The sequence below is a fragment of the Amycolatopsis sp. NPDC033938 genome (genome assembly GCF_055575975.1).
In genome coordinates this window covers 36,771-57,597 of sequence record NZ_JBVIRO010000022.1, presented here as the reverse complement: position 1 = coordinate 57,597, position 20,827 = coordinate 36,771, and the positions used below count along the sequence as shown (strand labels likewise).

The window sequence follows — 20,827 nt, the reverse complement described above, 5'->3', positions numbered from 1 at the left end:
CGCGCAAGGGAACCCGGACTCGCCCGCGCAGCGCGAATTGGTCCGGAGGACGTCTCCGAAAGAGTTTCAAGTACTAGTCAGTACTCTGCGTACGCTAGCGTTCTCCAAAAGTCCCGACAAGGGGTGCCGATATGCTTGGCCACGATCTCGGACAGCGGACACAGTTTCCCGGTCTCGCGATGTCAGCGACGGCACAAAACAACGATGAGCGTCACGATCCTGCCGGGTCCGCGCTCGCTCGACGCGCGCGATGAGAAGGTGGTGCCATGAGTGAGCGGCCGGCCTTGACCGGTGTGGAGGCCCTTGCCACGGTGGGACAGCGGCTGCCGAGCCGGCACGGACTCACCGCGGAAGAGGTCGCGGCGTCGCAACGGGCCCGGATCCTGGTCGGCTTCATGGAGGTCGCCGCGGAGAAGGGGTACGGGACGACCACGATCGCCGATATCGTGGAGCGAGCCGGAGTGTCGCGTCAGACTTTCTACGCCCTGTTTCCCACCAAACAAGCGTGTTTCGTCGCTGCTTTCCGGGCTGGAGCGTCGACAGCTCTGGGGGAGATCACGAAACCCCTGAGCGAGCTCTCCTATCTGGATTGGCGTGCCGCCGTGACGCTGACGATGGAGCGATACCTGGCGAAGATGGCCTCCCAGCCGAAGGCGACCTGGACGCTGCAGATCGAATGCCTGGCCGCAGGACCGGAAATCGCCGCGATGTACCACCGGCGGGTCGCCCGTATCGCCGAGTTGTACCGGATCACCTACAAGCACGTGGTGCGAAAGGAAGACCCGACCAGGCCGGAACTACCCGACGAAGCGTTCGACCTGCTGGTCGGAGGCATGTCCGACCTGATCCGTCAATGTCTCTACACGAAAGGCGCCGAGGCGATTCCCGACCTGGCGCCCGTGTTCCTCCGCACCCTCATGGCCCTCTTCGGCGAGCGCGACGTACCTGCCGATCCGGCTTCGGGCTCCTGACCGATGCGGAGATCCGCCGAGCTTGATCGCGGCGGCTTCAGCCCGGCCTGTTCGAAGTACGCGGCCGCGGAGGCCGGGTCCCGGCGGGTGTAGCCGTGGTCGAGCCTGCCCCGTTTCCGCTAGCCAATCGTCCACACAGGACTCGCCGCAGAGCATGCGCTGGTTCCCGCAGGTGTGCACCACGTCGTCCCACATCCGGGCCGCCGGGACGAGGAAATGCGCGACCAGATCATCCTTCGGTGGCACCTGGTCGTTCACCAGCAGGGCCCGCGGTTCGCCGCAGCTGACGGAACTGACCGCGGCGCTGAACAAGTCGCCTAGGACCACCCGATGCTCCACAAGGAGGCCGACGACACAGAAATGAAGCCGGGGGGAATCTCACCGAACTTACCATTATCCCGTCATGAAGTGACAACTCGACCTTCGAGTCGATTTTCCGATCGATCACGGAGGCCAGACTTTCACGAAGGGATACAAGAGATGACTCCTCGCTCCACCCCTGGCTTCGTTCTCAAACTGGCACTCACGTTCGCCACGATCTTCCTGGGACTGTCCGGACAGACCGCTCTCGCATCCGCCGCACCTGCTTCCACCCAAGGCAGCGAGACCGTGGCTTGTGAAAACTGGATCAACGTCTTCAACCCCGTCCGCATAGGACGTAACATCGCAGCAAGTGGCGATTTCCGGAACTGCGGCGGCTACAGCAGAGTGTGCATCGAAGTGGACTACTTCCACATCATCTTCCCGAGCGGGGGGATGTGGGTTCCACTGGGCATGAAGTGCGATTCCGACTCGAGCGGATACCTGACCGGCATCTTCGCCGAGGGTGAGGTCTCCTACGCTCAGGCCTACGCGTGGATCACTGCTTTCGATCATTCGGGTCGGCCGGTCTGGACGAAAAAGAGCGCCGTGGTCGCCGTATAAGTAACACCATCCGGATCGACGGCTGTCGGTGCCGGCTGATTCCCACGAGACAGCGGTACCGACAGCCGCCACGCTGCGATCAGCCCTATCCGAGGTTCGCGTCCAACGATCGCGACGATGTGGTTGTCGACGTAGACCACCTGCGACGCCGCGTGGACGCGCGCTGGGTGATCTGGTGAGCGTTCTCCGCCGTCGGCCGCCGCGCGAGAAACCGCACAACACGCGCCAGGAAGCTTGCGATTCGACCGCGCCAGGCCCGCGCGGCGTCGTACCCCCGCGATGCTCGCACGGGCCGGATCCGCCCCGGTCCGCACGGCTTCTTCGGCGAGCTCGACGCCGACTATCGTGGTACCTGCGGCCCGCTCCTTCGTCAGCCAGCCCGGCAGATCGTGCACCCAGTGCACGCATGCCGGCCGTCGCAAGGTATTCCCACGCCGGAGCGCCTCTGGCACCGATGGAAACCGCGGCACGGCGAGACAAGCACCGACCGCGTCACAGGTCCGCAAGAGTGTGCCGAGATTGGCGCCGTGCAGTGGCCACAACGGCGCGACGACGAGGCGACCCCAGCAGGAGTGGGCTTTTCTCCGCCGGTTCGCACGCAGCTCCGCACGTGTGCGAACCCTGATCGACGGCCTCAGCGGAGGTGAGGCGTCGCGCCTCCCAAGGATTCATTGATCATGAAGACCACGGTACCGGAAGTCCTGCTACCGCGGGCGACGGGGAAGATCACAGGAGCCTGTTCCGTTCGACGGTGACGCCGTCGAGGATCCACAACTTCTCGACGGTGAGGAAGCCGGTCTGACCCCCGCGTTCTCCCATTAGAAGTTTCTCGCGAATTAATAGGCGGCGAATTCCTTCCAACCATTCAGGCAAGGTTAGATATCATAACCATTCATAGATCAATGACACTTGATTTAACAATGCGTCGATCATTGACCCCGCCGAGATTCGGACGTTAGTTTTACTCGGAACGGCCATATCGGGCCGCGATTCCACAGGAGTGAAAAATGCCCAGAACTCGTCGGCGCGCGGCGATCACCGCGACCCTGACCGCCCTGGCCGCCTCGTCGGCGCTGCTGTCCCCGGCCACGGCCGCGGCCGGAACCGCGGGAGTGACCGCCTGGGAATGCCAGGGACTCTATGGATGCCTGTACGAGGACGCCGGAGGCCAGGCCTCCCGCTACGAGCTTTACGCCTGCGGCACCAAGGACCTGCCCACCGAATGGAAGTACCGCGTCTCGTCGATCCAGACCAAGTCCAGGACGGTGCGCCTCTACAAGAACGACGGGGTGATCGGGGACTTCGCACCCAATGTGCGGCGTGACCTGTTCCGCGGCGACAACGACCTGGCGGTCAAGTACAGCATCCCCTGCTGACGGTCACTCTCGGACTTACGAGTGGTCAGGACGGTTTGAGCCGTCCTGACCACTCGCGGCCCGACCCATGGCCGAATGCGATCCAGGCGGGCTTCCCACTCCCGATGAATCGCGGACTGCCTCCCGATTCCGGCTCATGAATATCGGCAGCGAACCTCACTTTGTCGCGCCGATAGACGTGCGCAGAATTCTCTGCTTTCAGGGTGCCGCATGATGGGGATACATCGCGGCAGCGTTGACCTATCGTGGCACCTCCCACGGTCCTCCCTGACCGTATAGCCGCTGATCAGCACCTCTTCCGTCGTCATGACGAAACCTCGACCCGTTCATGAAGCCCACCTGAAGGTGAGGCTGGCTACTCTTCGCGATGATCATTGCCCGAACGGCAATCAATCCGAGGAGTTCGATCGCATGACCACGCACAAAAGGTTGAGACGCAGCGCCCTCGTCGCCGCTTTCCTGATGGGTGCGAGCGCCCTTTCCTCCCAGCAGTCCGCCGGCGCGGCGGTCCAGGACAAGCACATCGACACAACGCACCCGCTCGCGTCGGGAATCCAGGCCGGCCCGACCGAAGAGCTCGATCGGATCGACCAGCGAAGCTATCCCCTTTCGAAGACCTACAGCTGGACGACCTCTGCCGACAACGTGCACGCCTACGTCTTGGACGCAGGAATCAACGTGACACACACAGACTTCGGCGGACGCGCCGTCCAGGGGGTCGACCTTGTCGGCGGCGCCATCGCCAAGGACTGTTGGCAGCACACCGCCACCGGCTCGGCGGCGCAGATCGGCGGCACCAAGTACGGCGTCGCCAAGGGGGCGCACCTGGTTTCTGTGCGCGTGCGCGATTGCGCCTGGAGAACGACGTCCTCGCGGGTGGCCGCCGGCATCAAATGGGTAACCGCGAATGCGGTGCGTCCCGCCGTGGCCTTGATTCCCTCCAACCTGCCTGCGAGCGTTGAGGTCGACCAAGCCATCCGTGATTCGATCAAATCGGGGGTGACCTGGGTTACCAACGCGGAACGTTCACCCGAGCACGACAGCGACGTCTGCGTAGATGCCTCACCATCGCGCGTCCCCGAAGTCATCACCTCCACCGGAGTATTCACCGGCTCGAACTCCGATTCCGTTCATCCACTGACGCACTCCGGATCCTGCGTCGACTTGGCCGCCCCTGCGGACGCTCCTACCGCCATCGGCCCCGGCAGCGACGAGAACATGTGGGGAGCCTTCGACGGAGGCAGTGGCTTCACCGCAGGCGCCGCCGCTTTGATCCTGGCGGAGCACCCGGCCTGGACACCACAGCAAGTGCATCAGGAGCTGGTCGGCAAGGCGACCCCGGTCAAATTCATCCCCTCTGGGGCCAAGCCAGACCGTCTCCTTTTCACCGGCACCAGGTAGCAGGACATAGGTCACCTGAACCGAGCCGGTGAGGGCGAGGGGATGTCGTCCTCACCGACCCGGCCGCCCGAATCAGGAAAACGGGAAGCACCTCTCTCCAGAATCGAGCCCAAGGTTTCTTCGTCGGCGAGGAGAGCATATACAGCCGGCTATCAACGCCCGGCCACTGCGCATGATCGAGACCTTGTATTCGAGCACTCAGTACTGTCAGGCTGAATCGACCGCGTATTGCCGTCGTACTGTCGCACGGCCGCGGCATCGTAACTGGGGAATTAATCCTGGAGGTTTGCTTCCGTATGTCCATTTTCCGCCCGATGAGGCGCGCCAAAGGGCTCGCCGTCGCCGGAACACTCGCGGCCGGGTTCGGCCTGGCGGTGATCCCGTCGGCCGACGCCGCGCCGTCGCTCCCGATCGACACCACCGGTGGCGCGCACTTCGCCGTCCTCGTGCCGAAAGGCTCGTCGTTCGATTTGGCCGAGATGGCGATCGGCGCCCACGAGGGCTCCATCGTGCAGCGGTGGCCACAGATCGGGGTGATCATCGCCCGCTCCAAGCGAGCGGACTTCGCCACGAACGTACGCAAGGAGAACGGTGTCGTCGGAGTCGGCGCCACCAGGAACAAGGCCGAACTTGCACTCCGCGGCCAAGGTTCCGAGCCTATCTCGCCAAGGATCGAGGAGCACGCCACCCGCGGTCAGCGCACGTCGGCCGCCGAACCCTTGGCCGCCAACCAGTGGAACATGAAGCTCATCGGCGCGGATCAGGCCAACGAGATCAACCAGGGCAGCCGTGACGTCCTTGTCGGCATCCTCGACAGCGGCATCGATTCGTCACATCCCGACCTGAAGGACAACATCGACAAGTCCGCATCGGTCAACTGCGCCAACGCCGGTGTTCCGGACCAGACGGAGTCGGCCTGGCAGGACGAAGTCGGGCATGGCACGCACGTGGCCGGCATCGTGGCGGCGGCCAAGAACGGGGTCGGTGTCGCAGGCGTCGCGCCGAACGTTCGACTCGCGTCGATCAAGGTCGGCGGAAAGGAAGGCTTCATCTATCCCGAGTCCGCGATCTGCGGATATCTCTGGGCCGCCGGCCATGACGTGGACATCGTCAACACCTCGCTGGCGATCGACCCGTGGTATCTGTGGTGCAAGGCGGATCCCGACCAAGCCGCGGTCACCGAGGCGGTTCGCCGGTCCGTCGCGTATGCCACCAGTCATTCGGTCACTCCGGTCAGCTCACTGGGCAACAACAACTGGGACCTCGCGCACGACATCGTCGACTCGAAGAGCCCGACCAACGGCCCCACCGTGACCCGGAACACCGACGCCTCCTGCCTCACCCTTCCCGCCGAATTGCCGGGAGTCGTCGGGGTTTCCTCGGTCGGCTCGGCGAAGTCCCGTTACTACAACTCGAATTACGGCACCGGAATCGCCGATCTCACCGCTCCGGGAGGTGACAGGAGGTTCCAGATTCCGGCGACTCCGGACGCGAACGGACAGGTGCTCTCCACGTTGCCCGGCGGACAGTACGGCTACCTGCAGGGCACTTCCATGGCCGCGCCCCATGTCACCGGTGTGCTGGCACTGCTCAAGAGCCGCAATCCGGCGTTGTCCGGGAACACCCTCAAAGCCGCCGCCGAGGCCGGGGCGGAGGTACTCCCCTGCCCCGCCGGAGGTGTGCACGACCCGGGTGGCACGGGCGAGTTCAGGGCTGTGTGCGAAGGCGGCTCGACCGGCGTCGGCTTCTACGGCAAGGGACTGGTCAACGCACTCAAAGCAGTTCGCTGAACCATCGACCCCTTTGAACAAAGATAAAGAGGCAAATTGATTGAACCCGATCGGCTGATGGAATTCCCGTGTGGCGCCATCAGCCGATTCGGCATGCCTGGATGACAAATGTCACCGGCTCCTACGCGATCGGCGCCGCCTTGGCGGCATGTTACGCGCTGGGCGAAGCAGTATCGGCTCCTTGGCGTGGCCGTTCCCTCGACAACTGCGCCCCGCGGACCGGGATCGCGCGCATGGCCTGGGCGCTGCTCGGTTCCGCCGCCACGCTCTCGACCCTCGCGTGGGCAGTGTGGGACAAGTGGCCGGTCGTATGGCTTTTCGCCTTGACCGCGGTGGCCGCCATCCTGCCGTCCGGCCTGCCCGGAGGCTTCCGTGCGATGCTCACCGGTCTACTGGATCCGGTCCGGTTGCGCGTCGCTTTCGGCTGGGACGCGGCGATTCTCGAAGCGGAATGATTCTTGGCGCCGCTGATCGTCAGCCTCATCCTCTTGGCTGGTCAACCCGCGCTCGCGCTGGCGGCGATGGCAGGCTGCGCTCTCGCGGGCGCGGCGATGACCCGCGGGCTGAGCGGTGTCACTCCCGCGAACACACCTCCGTCCGCGACCAGATCACCGGGAACCGAGGAGGCTCGCCGGGCATGGAGGTCCCCGGCAGCCTGGGGACCTCCTCGGCGATCGCGGCGTTTTCGCGGCGGTGATCTCGGCGGGCAGTTTCCTCGGAGGCATCTCGCTCGCGGCCCTGACGCACAGACTCGCCGGCCGTGCCTCGACACAGGCGGACATCGCGCTCGTGCTCATGGGCCTGTTCCTGCTTCCCGCCATCGTCCTGTCATCGGCGCCATGGCTGGTGGCACCGTTGGTCGCCGGAGGATTGTTCATCGCTCCGGTCAACGCGTTGCGCAGCCAGGCATTGGAGAGCGCCCTTCCGATGAAGTCCCGGAGCGAAGGCTTCTCCATCCAGTACGCCGCTCACGGGCTGGGTGTCGCGCTGGGGTCGTTCCTCGTGGCGATCCTGGTGTCCACGAACCCGCAGACAGCGCTTGCCGCGATCCTGCTCGTCCCGAGCACCCTCGCCGTCGTATCCCTCACGATCCAGCGATCCGGCAAACGTGAGGCCTTGGCCGCGGTCGACTGACCCCAGACGCTCAGAAGCCGGCCGGATACAGCTTCGCGGCTGCTTGCCGGAGAGCCATGACAGTGGGGCGCTGGCTCCCGTTGACATGCCAGGCGAGCGCCGAGGTACAGGGAGGGATGTCCACCACGTCGAGAAACACGATCCCCGGCCGGGGGAAGAACCTTCTCGCCGCCGACGGCAGGAACGCGATGACCTTGTCCTGGGCCACCGTGGCGAACAGTGACTCGACATCCCGCACGACCGGACCGTATTTGACCGGGGAGCCGTCGGGTCGTGGGTCCACGGCCCAGAAGTTCCTCCACTCCGGTGGGCATTCGAGAGGAAAGTCGATCACCACGTGGTTCCGCAGCTCCGCGAGCGACACGTCGTGCCTGTCCGCCAGCGGATCGTCCGCCGGCAAGCACACGATACGAGGCTCGGTCGACAGATGATGCGTCTGAATTTGCTCCGGGGCCGGCGGCCGGCAGAAGACGACGTCCACCTCTCCGGTGTAGAGGCTCTGAAAATGCTCTGTGACACTCAGTAGCCGAACCTCGATTTGGAGGTCAGGATGCTGCTCGAGTGCCTCAGCCAGCACCCGGCGTGTGTGATCCATCGCGGCTTCGGCACCGATCGTGCCCACGACCACTTTCCCCGTCGCGGCTCGGGTGTACTCGGTTGCGACACGATGCAGCACCTGCGTCGCCGTGACTATCGACTGCGCCTCGGCCAAGATCGCCTTGCCCGCCGCCGTCAGCTCCACGGTGCGATTGGTGCGGGTGATGAGCTGGATGCCGAGACGTTGTTCCAGGGCGGTGAACTGCCGGCTCAACGCCGGCTGGCTCATGAACATCCTCGTGGCCGCACGGCCGAAATGCAGCTCTTCGGCCAGCACGAGGAAGATACGTAGCTGGTGCACCGTGGGCGCGGTCCAATGGTCCATCTCTGCCTCATCCCCAGTTCGCCCCGCTCCGGCCAGTGCCGAGCGGGACCCAGAAAGCAACTATCCGTTGTTCGTCCGGCGTGGCGAGGAGGGCCTTCCGGATTCGCCGGCGGTTTCGTCCGATGCCGTCTTCTGCTCCTGTGACTGACAGGACGCCGGAGCGCTCAGGAGCAATAGACGAATACAAGTCAGATATATTTGTTCCGCTCAGCAGCGTCGCTCAGCCCAGGCTGAAACGAACTTACGGGCCACTTCCGACGCGACCATCGACGCCTCTTCGGGAACAGCCGGACCCATACCCGAGAAGCCCTTGTCAGACCCGTCGTACTGGACCGAGACGAATCGCTTACCGGTTTGGACGATGACCGTGACCGAGGTGACACGCATGATCGGCGACTTCGCGAAGTAGCACCTCAGCGCAGCGTCGACGCTGCCGAAATCTCGGACACGGACGGTCAATTTCTGGTCCCGTGATCTGCTTGCCCCTTTGAGGGTGACGTAGTCACATGAAATCTGCCGCTCCTCCGCGCCGGACAGGACCATGGCCACCGTCGGATTCGTGGTTCCAGCCGTTTCCAGCAGGCTGCTGCCAGGAATCTGACATTCGGGGGCGACCTGGAGGTTCGTGGGGTCGGCGCCGATCGGACCGGCCGGCACCATGATCCTCGTGGTCGCATAGGCCACGAACAGAACGAGCACTATTGCGGCAGCGATTGTCGCGACAATGAAACCAGTGCGCCGCTTCCTCACCTGCGGGTAGTACATCGCATTCCTTGTCATTCTTGCCTGACCGTCCGCGGCTCGTGAACAACGGTCCAACTTCGGCAGATAAGAATGCGGCCCCGGAGACCGTGAAGGGGAGAGTCACCGGGACCGCCGCCCGAAACGGCACACGGGAAGATTTCGGCCGCTTCGAAGTATTCAGAGCACCGAGCGATCACTCATATCAGGCCGCTCAATAGCCGGGAAACACGAATAGTTCTCACCCTTGTGGTCATCACGTCTTTCAGCCCCCAAGATTCACGACCCATCGGCCCGCTACGAAACAGGCCTGATTTCGGCGCGCTGAACGCCATGAATCACAACCTACTCTTCCTTGCCTGACGAGCGCATGAAGTTGACGGGTACAAGCGATGCAAGAGGGCGACTGAATGATGACGTTTCGGATATGGACCGCAAAGGCAACGCGGATGCGCCGAACGCGATATCGGCCCCAAGCCCAATCCTGCCTCCAGCCCGAAGGAGCCGTGCATGCACTGGCTGTCAAAAGCTACGCTCGGTTCACCCTTTCGGTCGCCAGACGGCGAGCGCGGCCTGGCGAACGGCGATGACGACCGGCCGGTTCTCCGCGGTGACATGCCAAGCCAGCGCGGAGGTGCACGGACTCAAGTCCACGACGTCCAGGTACTTGATTCCCGGACGCGGGAAGAGACTTCTAGCCGCCGAGGGCTGAAATCCGATCATCCCACCCCTGGCGATCGACGCGAACAGAGACTCGACATCGGAGACGACGGGTCCATATCGGACCGGCACTCCACTCGGACGCGGATCGGCCGCCCAGAAGTCGCGCCAGACCTTGGGGCACTCCGGAGGAAACGAGACCACGACCCGGTCGTCCAGATCAGCGAGCCGCACACTGCCCTTGTCCGCCAACGGGTCGTCCGCCGCTACACAAACCACTCGAGGTTCGCTGTTGAGATGCAACGTCCGGATGTCCTCCGCCGCGGGCGGACGACAGAACACCAGATCCGCTTCACCGGTACTCAAACTCAAGTACTGGTCCCCCAACCCCAAGAGCCGTACGTCCAGTTCCAGCGCGGGATGACGCCTGCGTACCTCGTCGAGGATCGTGACGGTATGCGTCATCGTCGCCTCCGCGCCGACCGTGCCGATCACCACTCTGCCCGCCAGCCCGCGGGTATGTTCCCCGGCCAAACGCTGGAGCCTGCGCATCGCGTGTACCACCATGCGGGCATCCGGCAGGATGGACAGGCCGGCCGCCGTGATCGAAGTCGACCGGCTGGTCCGGGAGACCAGCTCGACACCCAGCCGTCGTTCCAGCGCGCTCAGCTGACGGCTCAGCGCCGGCTGACTCATGTACAGTCGCGCCGCGGCCCGGCCGAAATGCAGCTCCTCGGTAAGTACGAGAAACATTCGCAATTGGTGCACGGTGGGAGCCGACCGATCCCCGACATCACCTGTCATGTTCGCAGGCTACTCCAACGACCAGCGGATACCGGCACGACTCAATTCACTGCGCACTTCGGTGACATTCCCGCTTGCCGAAATTCCCGTTCACCACGAATATTGTTCAGCTTGTCAGCCGTGCACGGTCGCCGCTGAACCGGTCGTCACCATGAGCGCGCCGGACGCGGCGATGCTCACGGTCGGCCCCAAGCGGAAGCGTGTACACAGACCGCCAAGAGACCAACCATCGCGACACGGGCCAGATCGCCGGCCGCCAGAAGGGCGCGGCGCGAGTATCGGTCGGCCACGCCCGCAGTCGCGGGCCCGCTACCGCGGACCGTAACGTCAACGCGCAGGTCAGCCCGGCGAGCACCGCCGACCCCGCAAATCGCGAGAGCCATCAGCCGGTCACGCGACTCAGCTTGATGCATCACTGCGACCCTCTTCACATGAAGCAGCCCCAGCACTGTGCTCCTGCATTGCACCTGTGACCGGAAAAGTGTCACGAGGCCGACACCCGGGAAGGCATCTTTTATCACGTTGCCACGAACGGCCGGCGGTTACAGCTCATAGCCGAAGACGTAGGTGTGTTCGCCCTCCGGCGAACGCCGGATGTCCATCTTGGCCCTGAGCCCCTTCAAGTCACCGCCGGCCGAGTCCGCGACGACTTCGATGATCGCGACCCCGCCTCCAGCGTTCCCATAGGCGGTGTGGCGCAGTACGAAGTCACCTTCGCGATGGTCGATTTTCGCGCGTACCCGCTCCATTCCAACATACGAGACCGAGCCATTGTGAGCCAGCACTTGAAGCAGGTTCGCTTCGCTCACGCCCTGAATGCCGCCCTCGAAGGTCTTGGTGTTCCGTACACGAAGCAAGCTTACGCCGTCTTGCTCGTCGTAAACTTCCTCTTCCCAGCTGCCCAGGTCGAACCGGCCGGTCACTTCGTTCATGGACTCTCATCATTTCCGTGAGTGCAGGCACCGCTGTGGCGGTGCGCGATCCCCTCTGGGGGAACAGCGCTACTTTGCCGCCACGCGTTCACAACAGGCAAGACCGGCATAATGCGTTTGTAGTCGTGATCCATATCCTGACAGTTATCCGCCGGGGCACCTTGCTACCCAGCGAAATGGATCAGTCACCCATACACTCCAACCCTGACCTCGGATCGCGAGTTGCGAGTGGCCGGACGCCGTCAGAACATTGCCACTTCACCGCGGGGCGAAAGCACCAGGGCTCCACCGAGTGGTGGGCACGACTGCGAGGAGGAGAGGGATGAGCCCTACAGGGACCTCCGGCGCGGTGGGTCGGATTCCGGCGGAGTTGACGACCTTCGTCGGCAGGACCGCCGAACTGCTTCGGCTGACAGAGGCAGGCCACAACGGCCCGCTGGTGACCTTGACCGGCACTGGAGGAGTCGGCAAGTCACGCCTCGCAGCGCATTTCGCGACTTCGGCACAGGCGGAATTCCCCGGGGGCGCATACTTCGTGGCACTGGCCGATCTCAACGACCCGGAGTTGCTGGCGAGCACCGTCGCCGAGACGCTGGGGCTGGCGGATCGCTCGGCCCGTCCGGCGATCGAGGTGCTGACCGATTGGCTGCGAAATCGACGCGTCCTGCTGGTCCTGGACAACTGCGAACATCTGGCCGACAGCTGCGCCCTGCTGGCAGATTCCCTCCTGACCCGATGTCCGGGCTTGACGATCCTGGCGACCAGTAGGCATCCCCTGAAGGTGACCGGTGAGCAGGTGTTGCCGGTGCCGCCTCTCGCCGTGCCCCGGCCGAGGATGGGCCTGCGGGAACTGCTGGGTGTCGAGGCTGTGCGCTTGTTCGCTGACCGGGCATCTGCCGTCCTGCCCTCCTTCGAGATCGACGAGAGCAACGCCGAAGACGTCGCCCGGCTATGCGAGGCCTTGGAGGGGGTGCCGCTCGCCATCGAGCTCGCCGCCGTGCGAATACGGGCGCTGTCGGTCGGGCAGATCACCGAACGCCTGGACAGGCAGCTCGCGCTGCTGACCACGAGCGCGACAAGGGACGGTCCGGAGCGGCACGGAACGCTCCGGACGATGATCGACTGGAGCCATCAGCTGTGCTCCGGGCCAGAACGCCTGCTCTGGGCCCGGGCGTCGGTGTTCTCCGGAGGTTTCGAGGCCGGAACCGCCGCGTCGGTGTGTTCCGGCGCCGGGCTGACGACCGAACAGATACTCGAACTCATCGAGAGCCTGGTCGAAAAATCGATCCTGCTGCGCGCTGAGCGTGACGGTGTCGTGTGGTACGGCCTTCTGGAGACGATCCGTCAGTACGGTCACGAGAAGCTCGCCGCCGCGGGCGACGTGGCCCGTATGCGACGGCGTCACAGTGATTGGTATCTGGCCCTCGGCCGGCAGTGCGGGCAAGCATGGATCGGCCCGGATCAGCTGAGCTGGAGCCGGCGTCTGCACCGCGAGCACGCCAACTTGCGGGCAGCGCTGGACTTCTGCGGCGAGAATCCGGACGATGCCGTCGACGGGATGTCCATGGCGTTCCAGATCAAGGAGTTCTGGCTGATCCGAGGCCTCACCTCGGAGGGCAGGTTGCACCTCGGCAAGCTTCTCGACGCAGCTCGCCCGGATGCCCCGGGACGCGCGTACGCGCTGCTGACCTACACCTTTCTCGCCTTGATCCAAGGGGATCGCCCCGCCTACGAGCGGGCACTCGAACAGACAGAGCACGCGGCCGAGACGGAACGCGATTCCTCCGTCAAGGCCTACCTTCTGCTCGTTCGCGGCTACGACGCTCTGACGGCGGACAGGATGATCGAGGCCGCCGACCTGTTCGCGCGATCGGTTGCGCGACAGCACGACCTGGGTGATCTGAGCGGCGAACTGTGGGCGCGCTTCAACCACGGCATCTCGACCGGGCTTTCCGGTGACCTCGAACGCGGGCGCCGGATACTGCGTGAATGCGTCGCCGAGTACGCCTCCTGCGGCGAGATCTTCTGGCGATCGTGGGCGCTGTGGTCCTTGGGCGCCACCGAGTACCTCGTCGGCGACCTCGATCGAGCACGCGAAGCCTGCCAGGAGACTCTTCAGCTCGAACAAGAAGTACAAGACAAGGCCATCCTCGCCTTCGTCCTCACGGTCAGCGCGGGCGTCGCCGCCCGCACTGGACAGCACCGGCGGGCGGCGACGGTGTTCGGTGCGGCGACAGCGATGTGGGCGGCGATCGGCATGTCCCCGGCCCGGTACGCGGCCTTCACCGACCCGATCCAGAAGGACACCGAAACCGTCACCACCCAGCTCGGTCTCGACGCCGCAGCAGCGGCCTTCACCAGGGGATACACCATGCCCCCGCACGAAAGCATCGCCTACGCCCTCGCTGACGAGAGTCCTTCGCATACCGGCGCTCGTCATCCCTTGACCACACGCGAAACCCAAGTCGCCAACCTGGTCGCCCAGGGCATGACCAACCGTCGGATCGCCGAGGCACTGTCCATCAGCCAGAGGACCGCCTCCACTCATGTCGACCACATCATGACCAAGCTGAACTTCACCAACCGGACTCAGATCGCCACCTGGGTCATCACCGCCGCGCCTGACTGACGGCGCACCCTGACCGCGAACGCCGCCGCGGTCAGGGTGCCCACGACGCGCGAACCGTCGCGGCCTCGTCCCGCAGGAACTCGTCGAACGTCCGAGGCGGACGACCGGCGAGATCAGCGACAGCAGTCGTCGTCGCGGCGAGTTTGCCGTCGGCGACCTCTGTGAACAACGCGGCGACGTCCTGGGCGAACGCCTCGGGCAGCCCTGCCGAGGCCAGCCGGTCGGCGAAGGCCTGGGCGGGCAGATCGACATATCGGATCTCCCGGCCCGCCACCATGGACAACCTGGCGGCGATCTCGGCGTGGGTCAGCGCCTGCGGTCCTGTGAGCACGAACGTCTCGCCATGCCGCGGCTCGCCGGTCAACAGCGCCGCCGCGCAGGCGGCGATGTCCACGCAATCGACATAGGACACCCGGCTGTCCCCGTACGCACCGAGGATGTTCCCCTCCTCGGTGAACACCCCGGCACCGGTGCGGAAGTTCTGCATGAATCCGCTCGGCCGCAGAAGGCTCCAGCCGACACCGGATGCCTTCAAGTGTTCTTCGATGACCCAGTGCGCACCTTCCGCCAGCTTGCCGCCCTCGCGCGCATGCCAGACCGACACCTTCACGATGTGTCCGACACCGGCCTCGACAGCCGCGTCGATCACGCTTCGTTGCTGCCGGATCATCGGCTGCTCGCCGTCGACGGGCTGGGCACCGCCCGCGTTCAGGAACACCCGGTCCACGCCTTTGACCGCGGCCGCGATCGAGCCTGGGTCATCGAAGTCTCCGACGACGTAACGACAGCCCAGCTCGTCACCGGTCGCCGCATCCCGCACCAAGGCGGTGATCTTGTTGCCACGCAGGCTGCGGACGAGGTGGCGGCCGATGCTTCCGGACGCTCCGGTGATCAGGATCATCGTGGTCTCCATCTAAAGTGAGGGTGCCTCGAATAATAAGTCGAGGGTATCTCAAGTTAGACGGGAGCAAGAGTGAATCCCACCAGGCGGCCGAGAGCCGACGGGCTTCGTAACCGTGAGCGGCTACTCGCAGAGGCTGACACGATGTTCCGGGAACGCGGCGTCGGCGCATCGCTGGACGGCGTCGCCCGGCGGGCGGGCGTGGCGATCGGAACACTCTACGGGCACTTCCCGGACCGCAGGGCGCTGCTCGGAGCGCTGCTACGGGAGCGGAACGAGGCGTTGTTCGACGCCGGGGAGAAGCTGATCGACCAACCTCCGGAGGCCGCGCTTCGCCGCTGGGTCGGTCTGGTTGTCGAGCACGCGGCCACCTACCAGGGCCTTGCGGCCATGCTGGCGGACGGGGCCGACGACGAGGCGTCGGACCTCCACGCGTCCTGCGCCCGGATGACGGCGATCAGCGAGCTCCTGGTCGCCGGCGCGGTCGACGCGGGTGTCGTGCGCCCGGATGCGACCGGCGCGGATGTCTTCGCCTTGATGAACGCCGGGGCGTGGACCCGAGAGCACGCGTCCGCTGAGCAGGCGGACCGCCTGGTCGGCTATGTCATCGACGGAATGTCGAAGACCCGTCCATGAGCGTGAACCCTTCGACGGTATCCCGCTCGTCTTCGTTCGCCCGCCCGGCTTTGAGCAAAACGAACAGGTGGCGAGAAGCGTCGAGAAGATCGCTTCGCAGTTCGTCCGTCCGGTCCAGGGCCGCGTGCGCGAAGGCCGCCCGCAGGTAGTCGAGGATCACCGGATCTTCGGCCGCCAGCAGTCGCTCCAGGCCGATCGCCGAGCCCGCGAGCCGTCGCATCGGTATCCGAACGTCTGCCGGGCCGGAAGCGACAGTGAGCACCACCACGAGTTCCTGCAGTTGTTTGTGCAGGAGAAAGAGACCGTCCAGTTTCGACCGGGTCATGTCGCCGTCCTTCCGCACCACGGTTCCAGGAGGGTACGTACGAGATGACGAACACACCCTCGGCGCATGACGGGAAGGCCGGCCGGTTCGACCAGAACCCCCACCGGTCGAACAAAAATCGAGTGCCCCACTCGATCACAGGTGGACCATTTCATAAGACAGTTACACCTACGTGGTTCGCGACACAGTCGCCAGCTTCGGAAACGCTTCGACACGGTGATTCAACACCCGGTGCGTCGCCACGACAGGGAAGAAGTCGCGATTCGGCCATGACTCTTGATCGATGATCCATAACCGGCCGCACATCGATCCACGCCGGAGCCGTGCAGCGTCAGGCCGAACCAGGCTATTCCGGCCTTCCACAGTAACTGCCATGACGTGGAATCGTTCGCGTGCGAAGCGCACGAACACGCGTCGGCGCCAAGGTTCTCCACCGCGCACGGACGGACCGAAAGCACGTTAGATCGCATCGAGCGATGCCGAACTCCGACCGGCGCGACCGCTCGATTGCCTCTTCGGTAACCCCACTCGAATCGGGAAATCATTGCGGTCGTGTTAACACTTATGTCCAGCTGGCTGGTCGACTGCTCGCCTAAGCGAATCCGTACCATGATGATCCGTACCGATCGATCAGTCCGTCAGTGTGATCACCGTGACCTACAGGGAAACCTCCGGCGAGTGGAGGGTCTCACTCACCGTTTCGGACGTCGGCGGCACTTCCGTTCACTTGATCGACGGTAGCGCCGTGGCATTCACACGCGCCTACTTGACGGCGAAATTCCAGACCGGTGACGGCGTCGCGCTCTCCGCCGAACGATGACATCGGCCAGCGCCGCGAAGTATCGGTCGTGTCATGATGTCATCGAAATGAGCGTGCGCCCCGCGAGCAAGACGGCGGTTCACGGCGATGACAAGGCGTCACCCGGTCAGATAGCCGCCGCTGGCGTCGACATCGGTTCCGGTCACAGCACTCGACTCGGGCGAACTGAGCCACATCACCACGGCCGCCATCTCCTCGGGCCGCACGATGCGTTTGATCGGATAGTCCTGTGCTATCTGTTCATAGGTCACCCCGAACGCTTCGGCGGCACGGCGAAGCATGGGAGTGTCCACCGCACCGGGTGCGAACGAGTTCACCCGGATGTTCTTGTCCGCGTACTCGAGGGCGGCGACCTTCGTCAAGGACGCGACCCCGTGTTTGCTCGCGTTGTACGGCGCGATCGTGGCGAACCCGACTTCCGCGGAGATCGACGCGGTGTTGACGATGACCCCGCCACCCCGCGCCAGCATGTGCGGGATTTCGTATTTCATTCCCAGGAAGACACCGGCGGTGTTCGTCCGCCAGACGTTCTCCAGATCGGCGAGCGTCTGTTCGGCGAGAGGTGCCGCCCGTGGACTCTCGATACCCGCGTTGTTCACAGCGATGTCCAGTCGGCCGTATCGACGCACACAGCCCTCGACGAACGCACGCACCTCCGCCTCGACGCGGACGTCCGTCCGATGGAACGTGGCTTCACCGCCACTGACCTGGATGCTGTTCGCCACCTCCCGGCCCAGCTGTTCGCGACGGCCACAGAAGTACACCTTCGCGCCCTCCGCGGCCATCGCGCGTGCCGTGGCGGCACCGATGCCCGAGGTGGCTCCGGTGATCAGGACGACCTTGCCGTCGAACCGGCCTCTCCGCGAGGTGACCGCGGAAGCGGTGGCGGCCGGCCCCAGGGTGCCCGCGGCGAGACCCAGCGCTCCCGCGGCCAGTACTCGGCGTCGTGACGTCGATCCTTCGTTCATGTCTCAGTCCTGTTCCAGCCGGGCGGGGATCCGCGCGAGGGGGTACTGCCGCCAGAAGTACCGGTCCGCCGCATGCTGGTCGCCGGCGAAGTTGATCGCCTCGGCGATCTTCCGGTCACGGATGCGGTAAGCCAGCACCCAGGTGATGTCGAGGCCCGCAGGAGTCGTGCTCCATCCGCGATGGAGGTCGACCACCCACTCGCCGTCGGCGGCCAAGTACAGGATCTCGGCCCGAAACCCGGAGCGGCCGAGCTGTTCGAAGAAGGCGATCACCTCGTCCTGCCCCGTCTTCGTCCCCGCGAGCGGGTGATGGCCCGGAATCGTCCATCGGATATCGGCAGCGAAGAACTGCCTCAGCACGTTGAGATCTCCAGAACCGTAGGCTTGGTAGTAGCGGCGGATCAGGCTCACGTTCGGGTGTTCGCGCGCCTGCTCCGGCGCGGCCGAGGCGGTCCCGCCGGTCAACGATGCGGCCAAGAGCGAGGCGGCCCCCATCCCGCCCGCGCGCAGGACCGCTGCCCTGTCGATGGGTGTGCTTCGATTTTCCACAGTCTGCTTCCTTCCGGGGTGGCCTGCCCCAAGACAAACACCGGCACACCAGCGGGTCCAATACTCACGTTCATACCTACGGGGCATCGCGGGAACACTCGGCACCGGACCGGCGACCGAAGTGGACAATTCCCTACCGAACGTGAGCCGAAGTCACCGTGAAGCCGCTTCGACCGATACTTGCCCCGCACCCGTCGAACACTGGCTTGACGTCGACTTCCTTCTGTCGGCAGCCGCGGCCAGGGCGGGACCGCACCTTACCGCCCGGGTCTCCCAGCCGGGCGGGGAAGGTATGCGCCGCCTCCGACAGAAATCGCTGTTGGCCGCGCAGTTCTGGTCTCCGCGGCCGCTCCCGTCCCCAGCGGGGGGCCGCGGAGACCAGAACACCTCCTTGGTGGCGCTTCACCTGGCGTCAGGTAGAGGCCTGCTCATCCCACTGGGCCATGTCTTACTGTGCATCGGTCATCCCCGAAGAATCATCGACTTCATCTTGCAGTGCCCTCGTCGACCGATGAGAATCGACTAGGACCGCCACAGATCTGCCCGACTTCAGGGATGGCGGAAACTTCTCGTAAATCGGAAGACACAGGAGAAGCTTGTCTTATGCTGGGGGTTGAAGACAGCTCATGCCATTCGCGCGAGCGTGTGGTCCAGGACTTCGAGTTCGCGATCCTCGGAACCCTGACCGTGAAGTACGGAGATCAGCCGGTCAGGATCAGTAGTCCAAAATTGCGAATATTGCTCGCATCACTTCTCTTGCTCCCCAACAGGCCCGTGACGATCAGCCAGCTGACCAGCCGGCTGTGGGGTGACGACCCACCCGAGTGTCCGCGCCGGGCAGTCCAGCTCTACGTGACCCGGCTACGCGCGGCCCTCGGCCCGTCGCGGGAGCTATTGACCACCGTGCCCAGTGGATACCAGCTGACGATCGCACCGAATCAACTCGACCTCCTCCTATTCGAGGAACTGGTGGCGGCCGCCGCGAACAGCCGTGACGACTCCGAACGTGCACGACTGCTGTCCGCGGCGCTCGAGCAATGGCGCGGCGATCCCTGTGAGGACGTAGATTTCGACAACTCGTCATCGGCGGACCTCCGCCGACTCACGGAATCACGCTTGCAGGCCGAGGAAGATTACGTCGACGCCAAGTTGCGCCTGGGCGAGTACGGCGACCTGGTGGGCCGGCTTCGCAGATTGACCACGGACGCGCCGCTCCGCGAGCGATTCTGGGTGCAACTCATCGCTGTCCTCCACTCCTTGGGTCGGCAGGCCGAAGCACTGGCGACGTACGCGGCGATCGCGAGTCGGCTCGCCGACGAACTCGGGGTCCATCCCGGGGAAGAGCTGCGCGCGGCCCACCTGCGAGTACTGGCCGACGACATCGACCCAGTCGTGCCGAACTGCCGGTCGGAATCCGCTTCGGCGGTCGTGCCACGGCAGATGCCTCCGGGCACAGCGAAATTCACCGGTCGCGACGCGTATCTTGCACAGTTGGACAAGTTCGCGTCCCCTGTGGACAGTGGGACGCGGACGCTCAGACTGGTGACGGTGGACGGCGACCAGGGCGTGGGCAAGACAGCCCTCGCCATACATTGGGCCCACCTCAGGGACCACCTGTTCCCCGACGGTCAGCTCTTCGTCAACCTTCGGAGCACACCAGGGGCGTTGCCGACCGATGCAGAAGATGCCTTGGGAACGATGCTGCGCTCTCTCGGGCGATCACATTCAGAAATACCTGACGAACTCGACGAGCGCGCGGCTCTCTTCCGAACGATCACCGCCGGCCGTCGAATGCTGATCCTGCTGGACGACGCCGAAACCTTCAGCCAGGTGGCCCCTCTGTTGCCCGGGCCTGGAAACTCCGCCATCATCACGAGCAGAAGAAGATTGCCGGAAGTCGCCGCAGTCTGCGGCGGAGAGCGCATCACAGTGGATGTACTCATGCATGCCGAAGCAATGGAACTCTTCGGGAAATTCGTGGGTGCCGAACGCGTTGCGACAGAGCGAGCTGACGCGGCCGCCATTGTCGGCTTCTGCGGATACCTTCCACTTTCTTTGGCCACCGTAGCGGAACGCGTCAGCGATAGCGCGACCATGTCGCAATTCACCCAGAGGCTCCTGACCTGACCGGCGAGCAAGTTGTCATCATCACCGGTGCCGGGGGCGGAATCGGCGCAGCGACTGAGTCCGGCCGCGTTGGTCAACGCGGCCGGACTGTGGGCGGATCGGCTTAGCCGACGGGAGCAACGGCGAACATGTGGCGATGCCCACCCCCACGACCACGTCCAGACGCCACCCAGCATGCCTGTCCGCTGGATCGGGCACCCTCGGCGACGCCGTCCAA

At 64.6% G+C, this 20,827-nt stretch carries 18 protein-coding genes and 1 pseudogene; 10 read left to right on the top strand and 9 right to left on the bottom strand.

The window, feature by feature from the left end:
• Positions 1–266 precede the first annotated feature (266 nt).
• Positions 267–971 (top strand): TetR/AcrR family transcriptional regulator, encoded by a 705-nt coding sequence (locus ACZ5ZX_RS36050; protein ID WP_465506456.1) that lies wholly within the window; start codon positions 267–269, stop codon positions 969–971.
• Between the two features lie 29 nt (positions 972–1,000).
• Here the strand turns inward: ACZ5ZX_RS36050 and ACZ5ZX_RS36045 are convergent.
• Positions 1,001–1,253: pseudogene (locus ACZ5ZX_RS36045) on the bottom strand (organomercurial lyase); the annotation flags it as partial.
• A gap of 198 nt (positions 1,254–1,451) precedes the next feature.
• On the opposite strand from ACZ5ZX_RS36045, the gene ACZ5ZX_RS36040 reads away from it, so the two are divergent.
• From ACZ5ZX_RS36040 to ACZ5ZX_RS36015, 6 genes are all read left to right on the top strand, one after another.
• The gene (locus tag ACZ5ZX_RS36040; protein ID WP_465506455.1) at positions 1,452–1,895 is read left to right on the top strand and encodes a hypothetical protein; all 444 of its coding nucleotides are present in this window, start codon (positions 1,452–1,454) and stop codon (positions 1,893–1,895) included.
• Between the two features lie 1,007 nt (positions 1,896–2,902).
• Positions 2,903–3,271 carry a hypothetical protein gene (locus ACZ5ZX_RS36035; protein WP_465506454.1) on the top strand — a complete coding sequence of 123 codons (369 nt, stop codon included), beginning with the start codon at positions 2,903–2,905 and terminating at the stop codon, positions 3,269–3,271.
• Positions 3,272–3,682: 411 nt separating this feature from the next.
• The gene (locus tag ACZ5ZX_RS36030) at positions 3,683–4,672 is read left to right on the top strand and encodes a S8/S53 family peptidase (RefSeq protein WP_465506453.1); all 990 of its coding nucleotides are present in this window, start codon (positions 3,683–3,685) and stop codon (positions 4,670–4,672) included.
• A gap of 314 nt (positions 4,673–4,986) precedes the next feature.
• Positions 4,987–6,462, top strand: a complete 1,476-nt coding sequence (locus ACZ5ZX_RS36025; protein WP_465506452.1) for a S8 family peptidase — start codon at positions 4,987–4,989, stop codon at positions 6,460–6,462.
• A gap of 101 nt (positions 6,463–6,563) precedes the next feature.
• A complete protein-coding gene (locus ACZ5ZX_RS36020) occupies positions 6,564–6,917 on the top strand; it encodes a hypothetical protein (RefSeq protein ID WP_465506451.1) in 354 nt (117 codons plus the stop codon).
• Positions 6,918–7,155: 238 nt separating this feature from the next.
• Positions 7,156–7,596 carry an MFS transporter gene (locus ACZ5ZX_RS36015; RefSeq protein ID WP_465506450.1) on the top strand — a complete coding sequence of 147 codons (441 nt, stop codon included), beginning with the start codon at positions 7,156–7,158 and terminating at the stop codon, positions 7,594–7,596.
• Positions 7,597–7,606: 10 nt separating this feature from the next.
• Here ACZ5ZX_RS36015 and ACZ5ZX_RS36010 read toward each other — a convergent pair whose 3' ends face one another.
• The 4 genes from ACZ5ZX_RS36010 to ACZ5ZX_RS35995 all read right to left on the bottom strand — a co-directional run bounded on the left by ACZ5ZX_RS36010 (position 7,607) and on the right by ACZ5ZX_RS35995 (position 11,655).
• A complete protein-coding gene (locus ACZ5ZX_RS36010) occupies positions 7,607–8,518 on the bottom strand; it encodes a LysR family transcriptional regulator (RefSeq protein WP_465506449.1) in 912 nt (303 codons plus the stop codon).
• A gap of 207 nt (positions 8,519–8,725) precedes the next feature.
• Complete coding sequence (locus ACZ5ZX_RS36005) at positions 8,726–9,283, bottom strand: hypothetical protein (protein WP_465506448.1); 558 nt, start codon at positions 9,281–9,283, stop codon at positions 8,726–8,728.
• 516 nt (positions 9,284–9,799) lie between these two features.
• The gene (locus tag ACZ5ZX_RS36000; protein ID WP_465506447.1) at positions 9,800–10,672 is read right to left on the bottom strand and encodes a LysR family transcriptional regulator; all 873 of its coding nucleotides are present in this window, start codon (positions 10,670–10,672) and stop codon (positions 9,800–9,802) included.
• A gap of 593 nt (positions 10,673–11,265) precedes the next feature.
• Entirely contained in the window at positions 11,266–11,655 is a 390-nt protein-coding gene (locus ACZ5ZX_RS35995) for a DUF3224 domain-containing protein (protein ID WP_465506446.1), read from the bottom strand.
• A gap of 322 nt (positions 11,656–11,977) precedes the next feature.
• Between ACZ5ZX_RS35995 and ACZ5ZX_RS35990 the strand changes: the two genes are divergently transcribed.
• A complete protein-coding gene (locus tag ACZ5ZX_RS35990) occupies positions 11,978–14,284 on the top strand; it encodes a helix-turn-helix transcriptional regulator (RefSeq protein WP_465506445.1) in 2,307 nt (768 codons plus the stop codon).
• Positions 14,285–14,315: 31 nt separating this feature from the next.
• On the opposite strand, the gene ACZ5ZX_RS35985 is transcribed toward ACZ5ZX_RS35990, so the two are convergent.
• Positions 14,316–15,197 (bottom strand): SDR family oxidoreductase, encoded by an 882-nt coding sequence (locus ACZ5ZX_RS35985; protein ID WP_465506444.1) that lies wholly within the window; start codon positions 15,195–15,197, stop codon positions 14,316–14,318.
• A gap of 60 nt (positions 15,198–15,257) precedes the next feature.
• On the opposite strand from ACZ5ZX_RS35985, the gene ACZ5ZX_RS35980 reads away from it, so the two are divergent.
• Complete coding sequence (locus tag ACZ5ZX_RS35980) at positions 15,258–15,821, top strand: TetR/AcrR family transcriptional regulator (RefSeq protein ID WP_465506443.1); 564 nt, start codon at positions 15,258–15,260, stop codon at positions 15,819–15,821.
• Here ACZ5ZX_RS35980 and ACZ5ZX_RS35975 read toward each other — a convergent pair.
• The 3 genes from ACZ5ZX_RS35975 to ACZ5ZX_RS35965 all read right to left on the bottom strand — a co-directional run bounded on the left by ACZ5ZX_RS35975 (position 15,790) and on the right by ACZ5ZX_RS35965 (position 18,483).
• Positions 15,790–16,146, bottom strand: coding sequence for a hypothetical protein (locus ACZ5ZX_RS35975; protein WP_465506442.1), 357 nt, complete (start codon positions 16,144–16,146; stop codon positions 15,790–15,792). The genes ACZ5ZX_RS35980 and ACZ5ZX_RS35975 overlap by 32 nt on opposite strands.
• 918 nt (positions 16,147–17,064) lie before the next feature.
• Positions 17,065–17,934 carry an SDR family NAD(P)-dependent oxidoreductase gene (locus ACZ5ZX_RS35970; protein WP_465506441.1) on the bottom strand — a complete coding sequence of 290 codons (870 nt, stop codon included), beginning with the start codon at positions 17,932–17,934 and terminating at the stop codon, positions 17,065–17,067.
• Between the two features lie 3 nt (positions 17,935–17,937).
• A complete protein-coding gene (locus ACZ5ZX_RS35965; RefSeq protein WP_465506440.1) occupies positions 17,938–18,483 on the bottom strand; it encodes a nuclear transport factor 2 family protein in 546 nt (181 codons plus the stop codon).
• Positions 18,484–19,086: 603 nt separating this feature from the next.
• Between ACZ5ZX_RS35965 and ACZ5ZX_RS35960 the strand changes: the two genes are divergently transcribed.
• A complete protein-coding gene (locus ACZ5ZX_RS35960; RefSeq protein ID WP_465506439.1) occupies positions 19,087–20,610 on the top strand; it encodes an AfsR/SARP family transcriptional regulator in 1,524 nt (507 codons plus the stop codon).
• Positions 20,611–20,827: the final 217 nt, after the last annotated feature.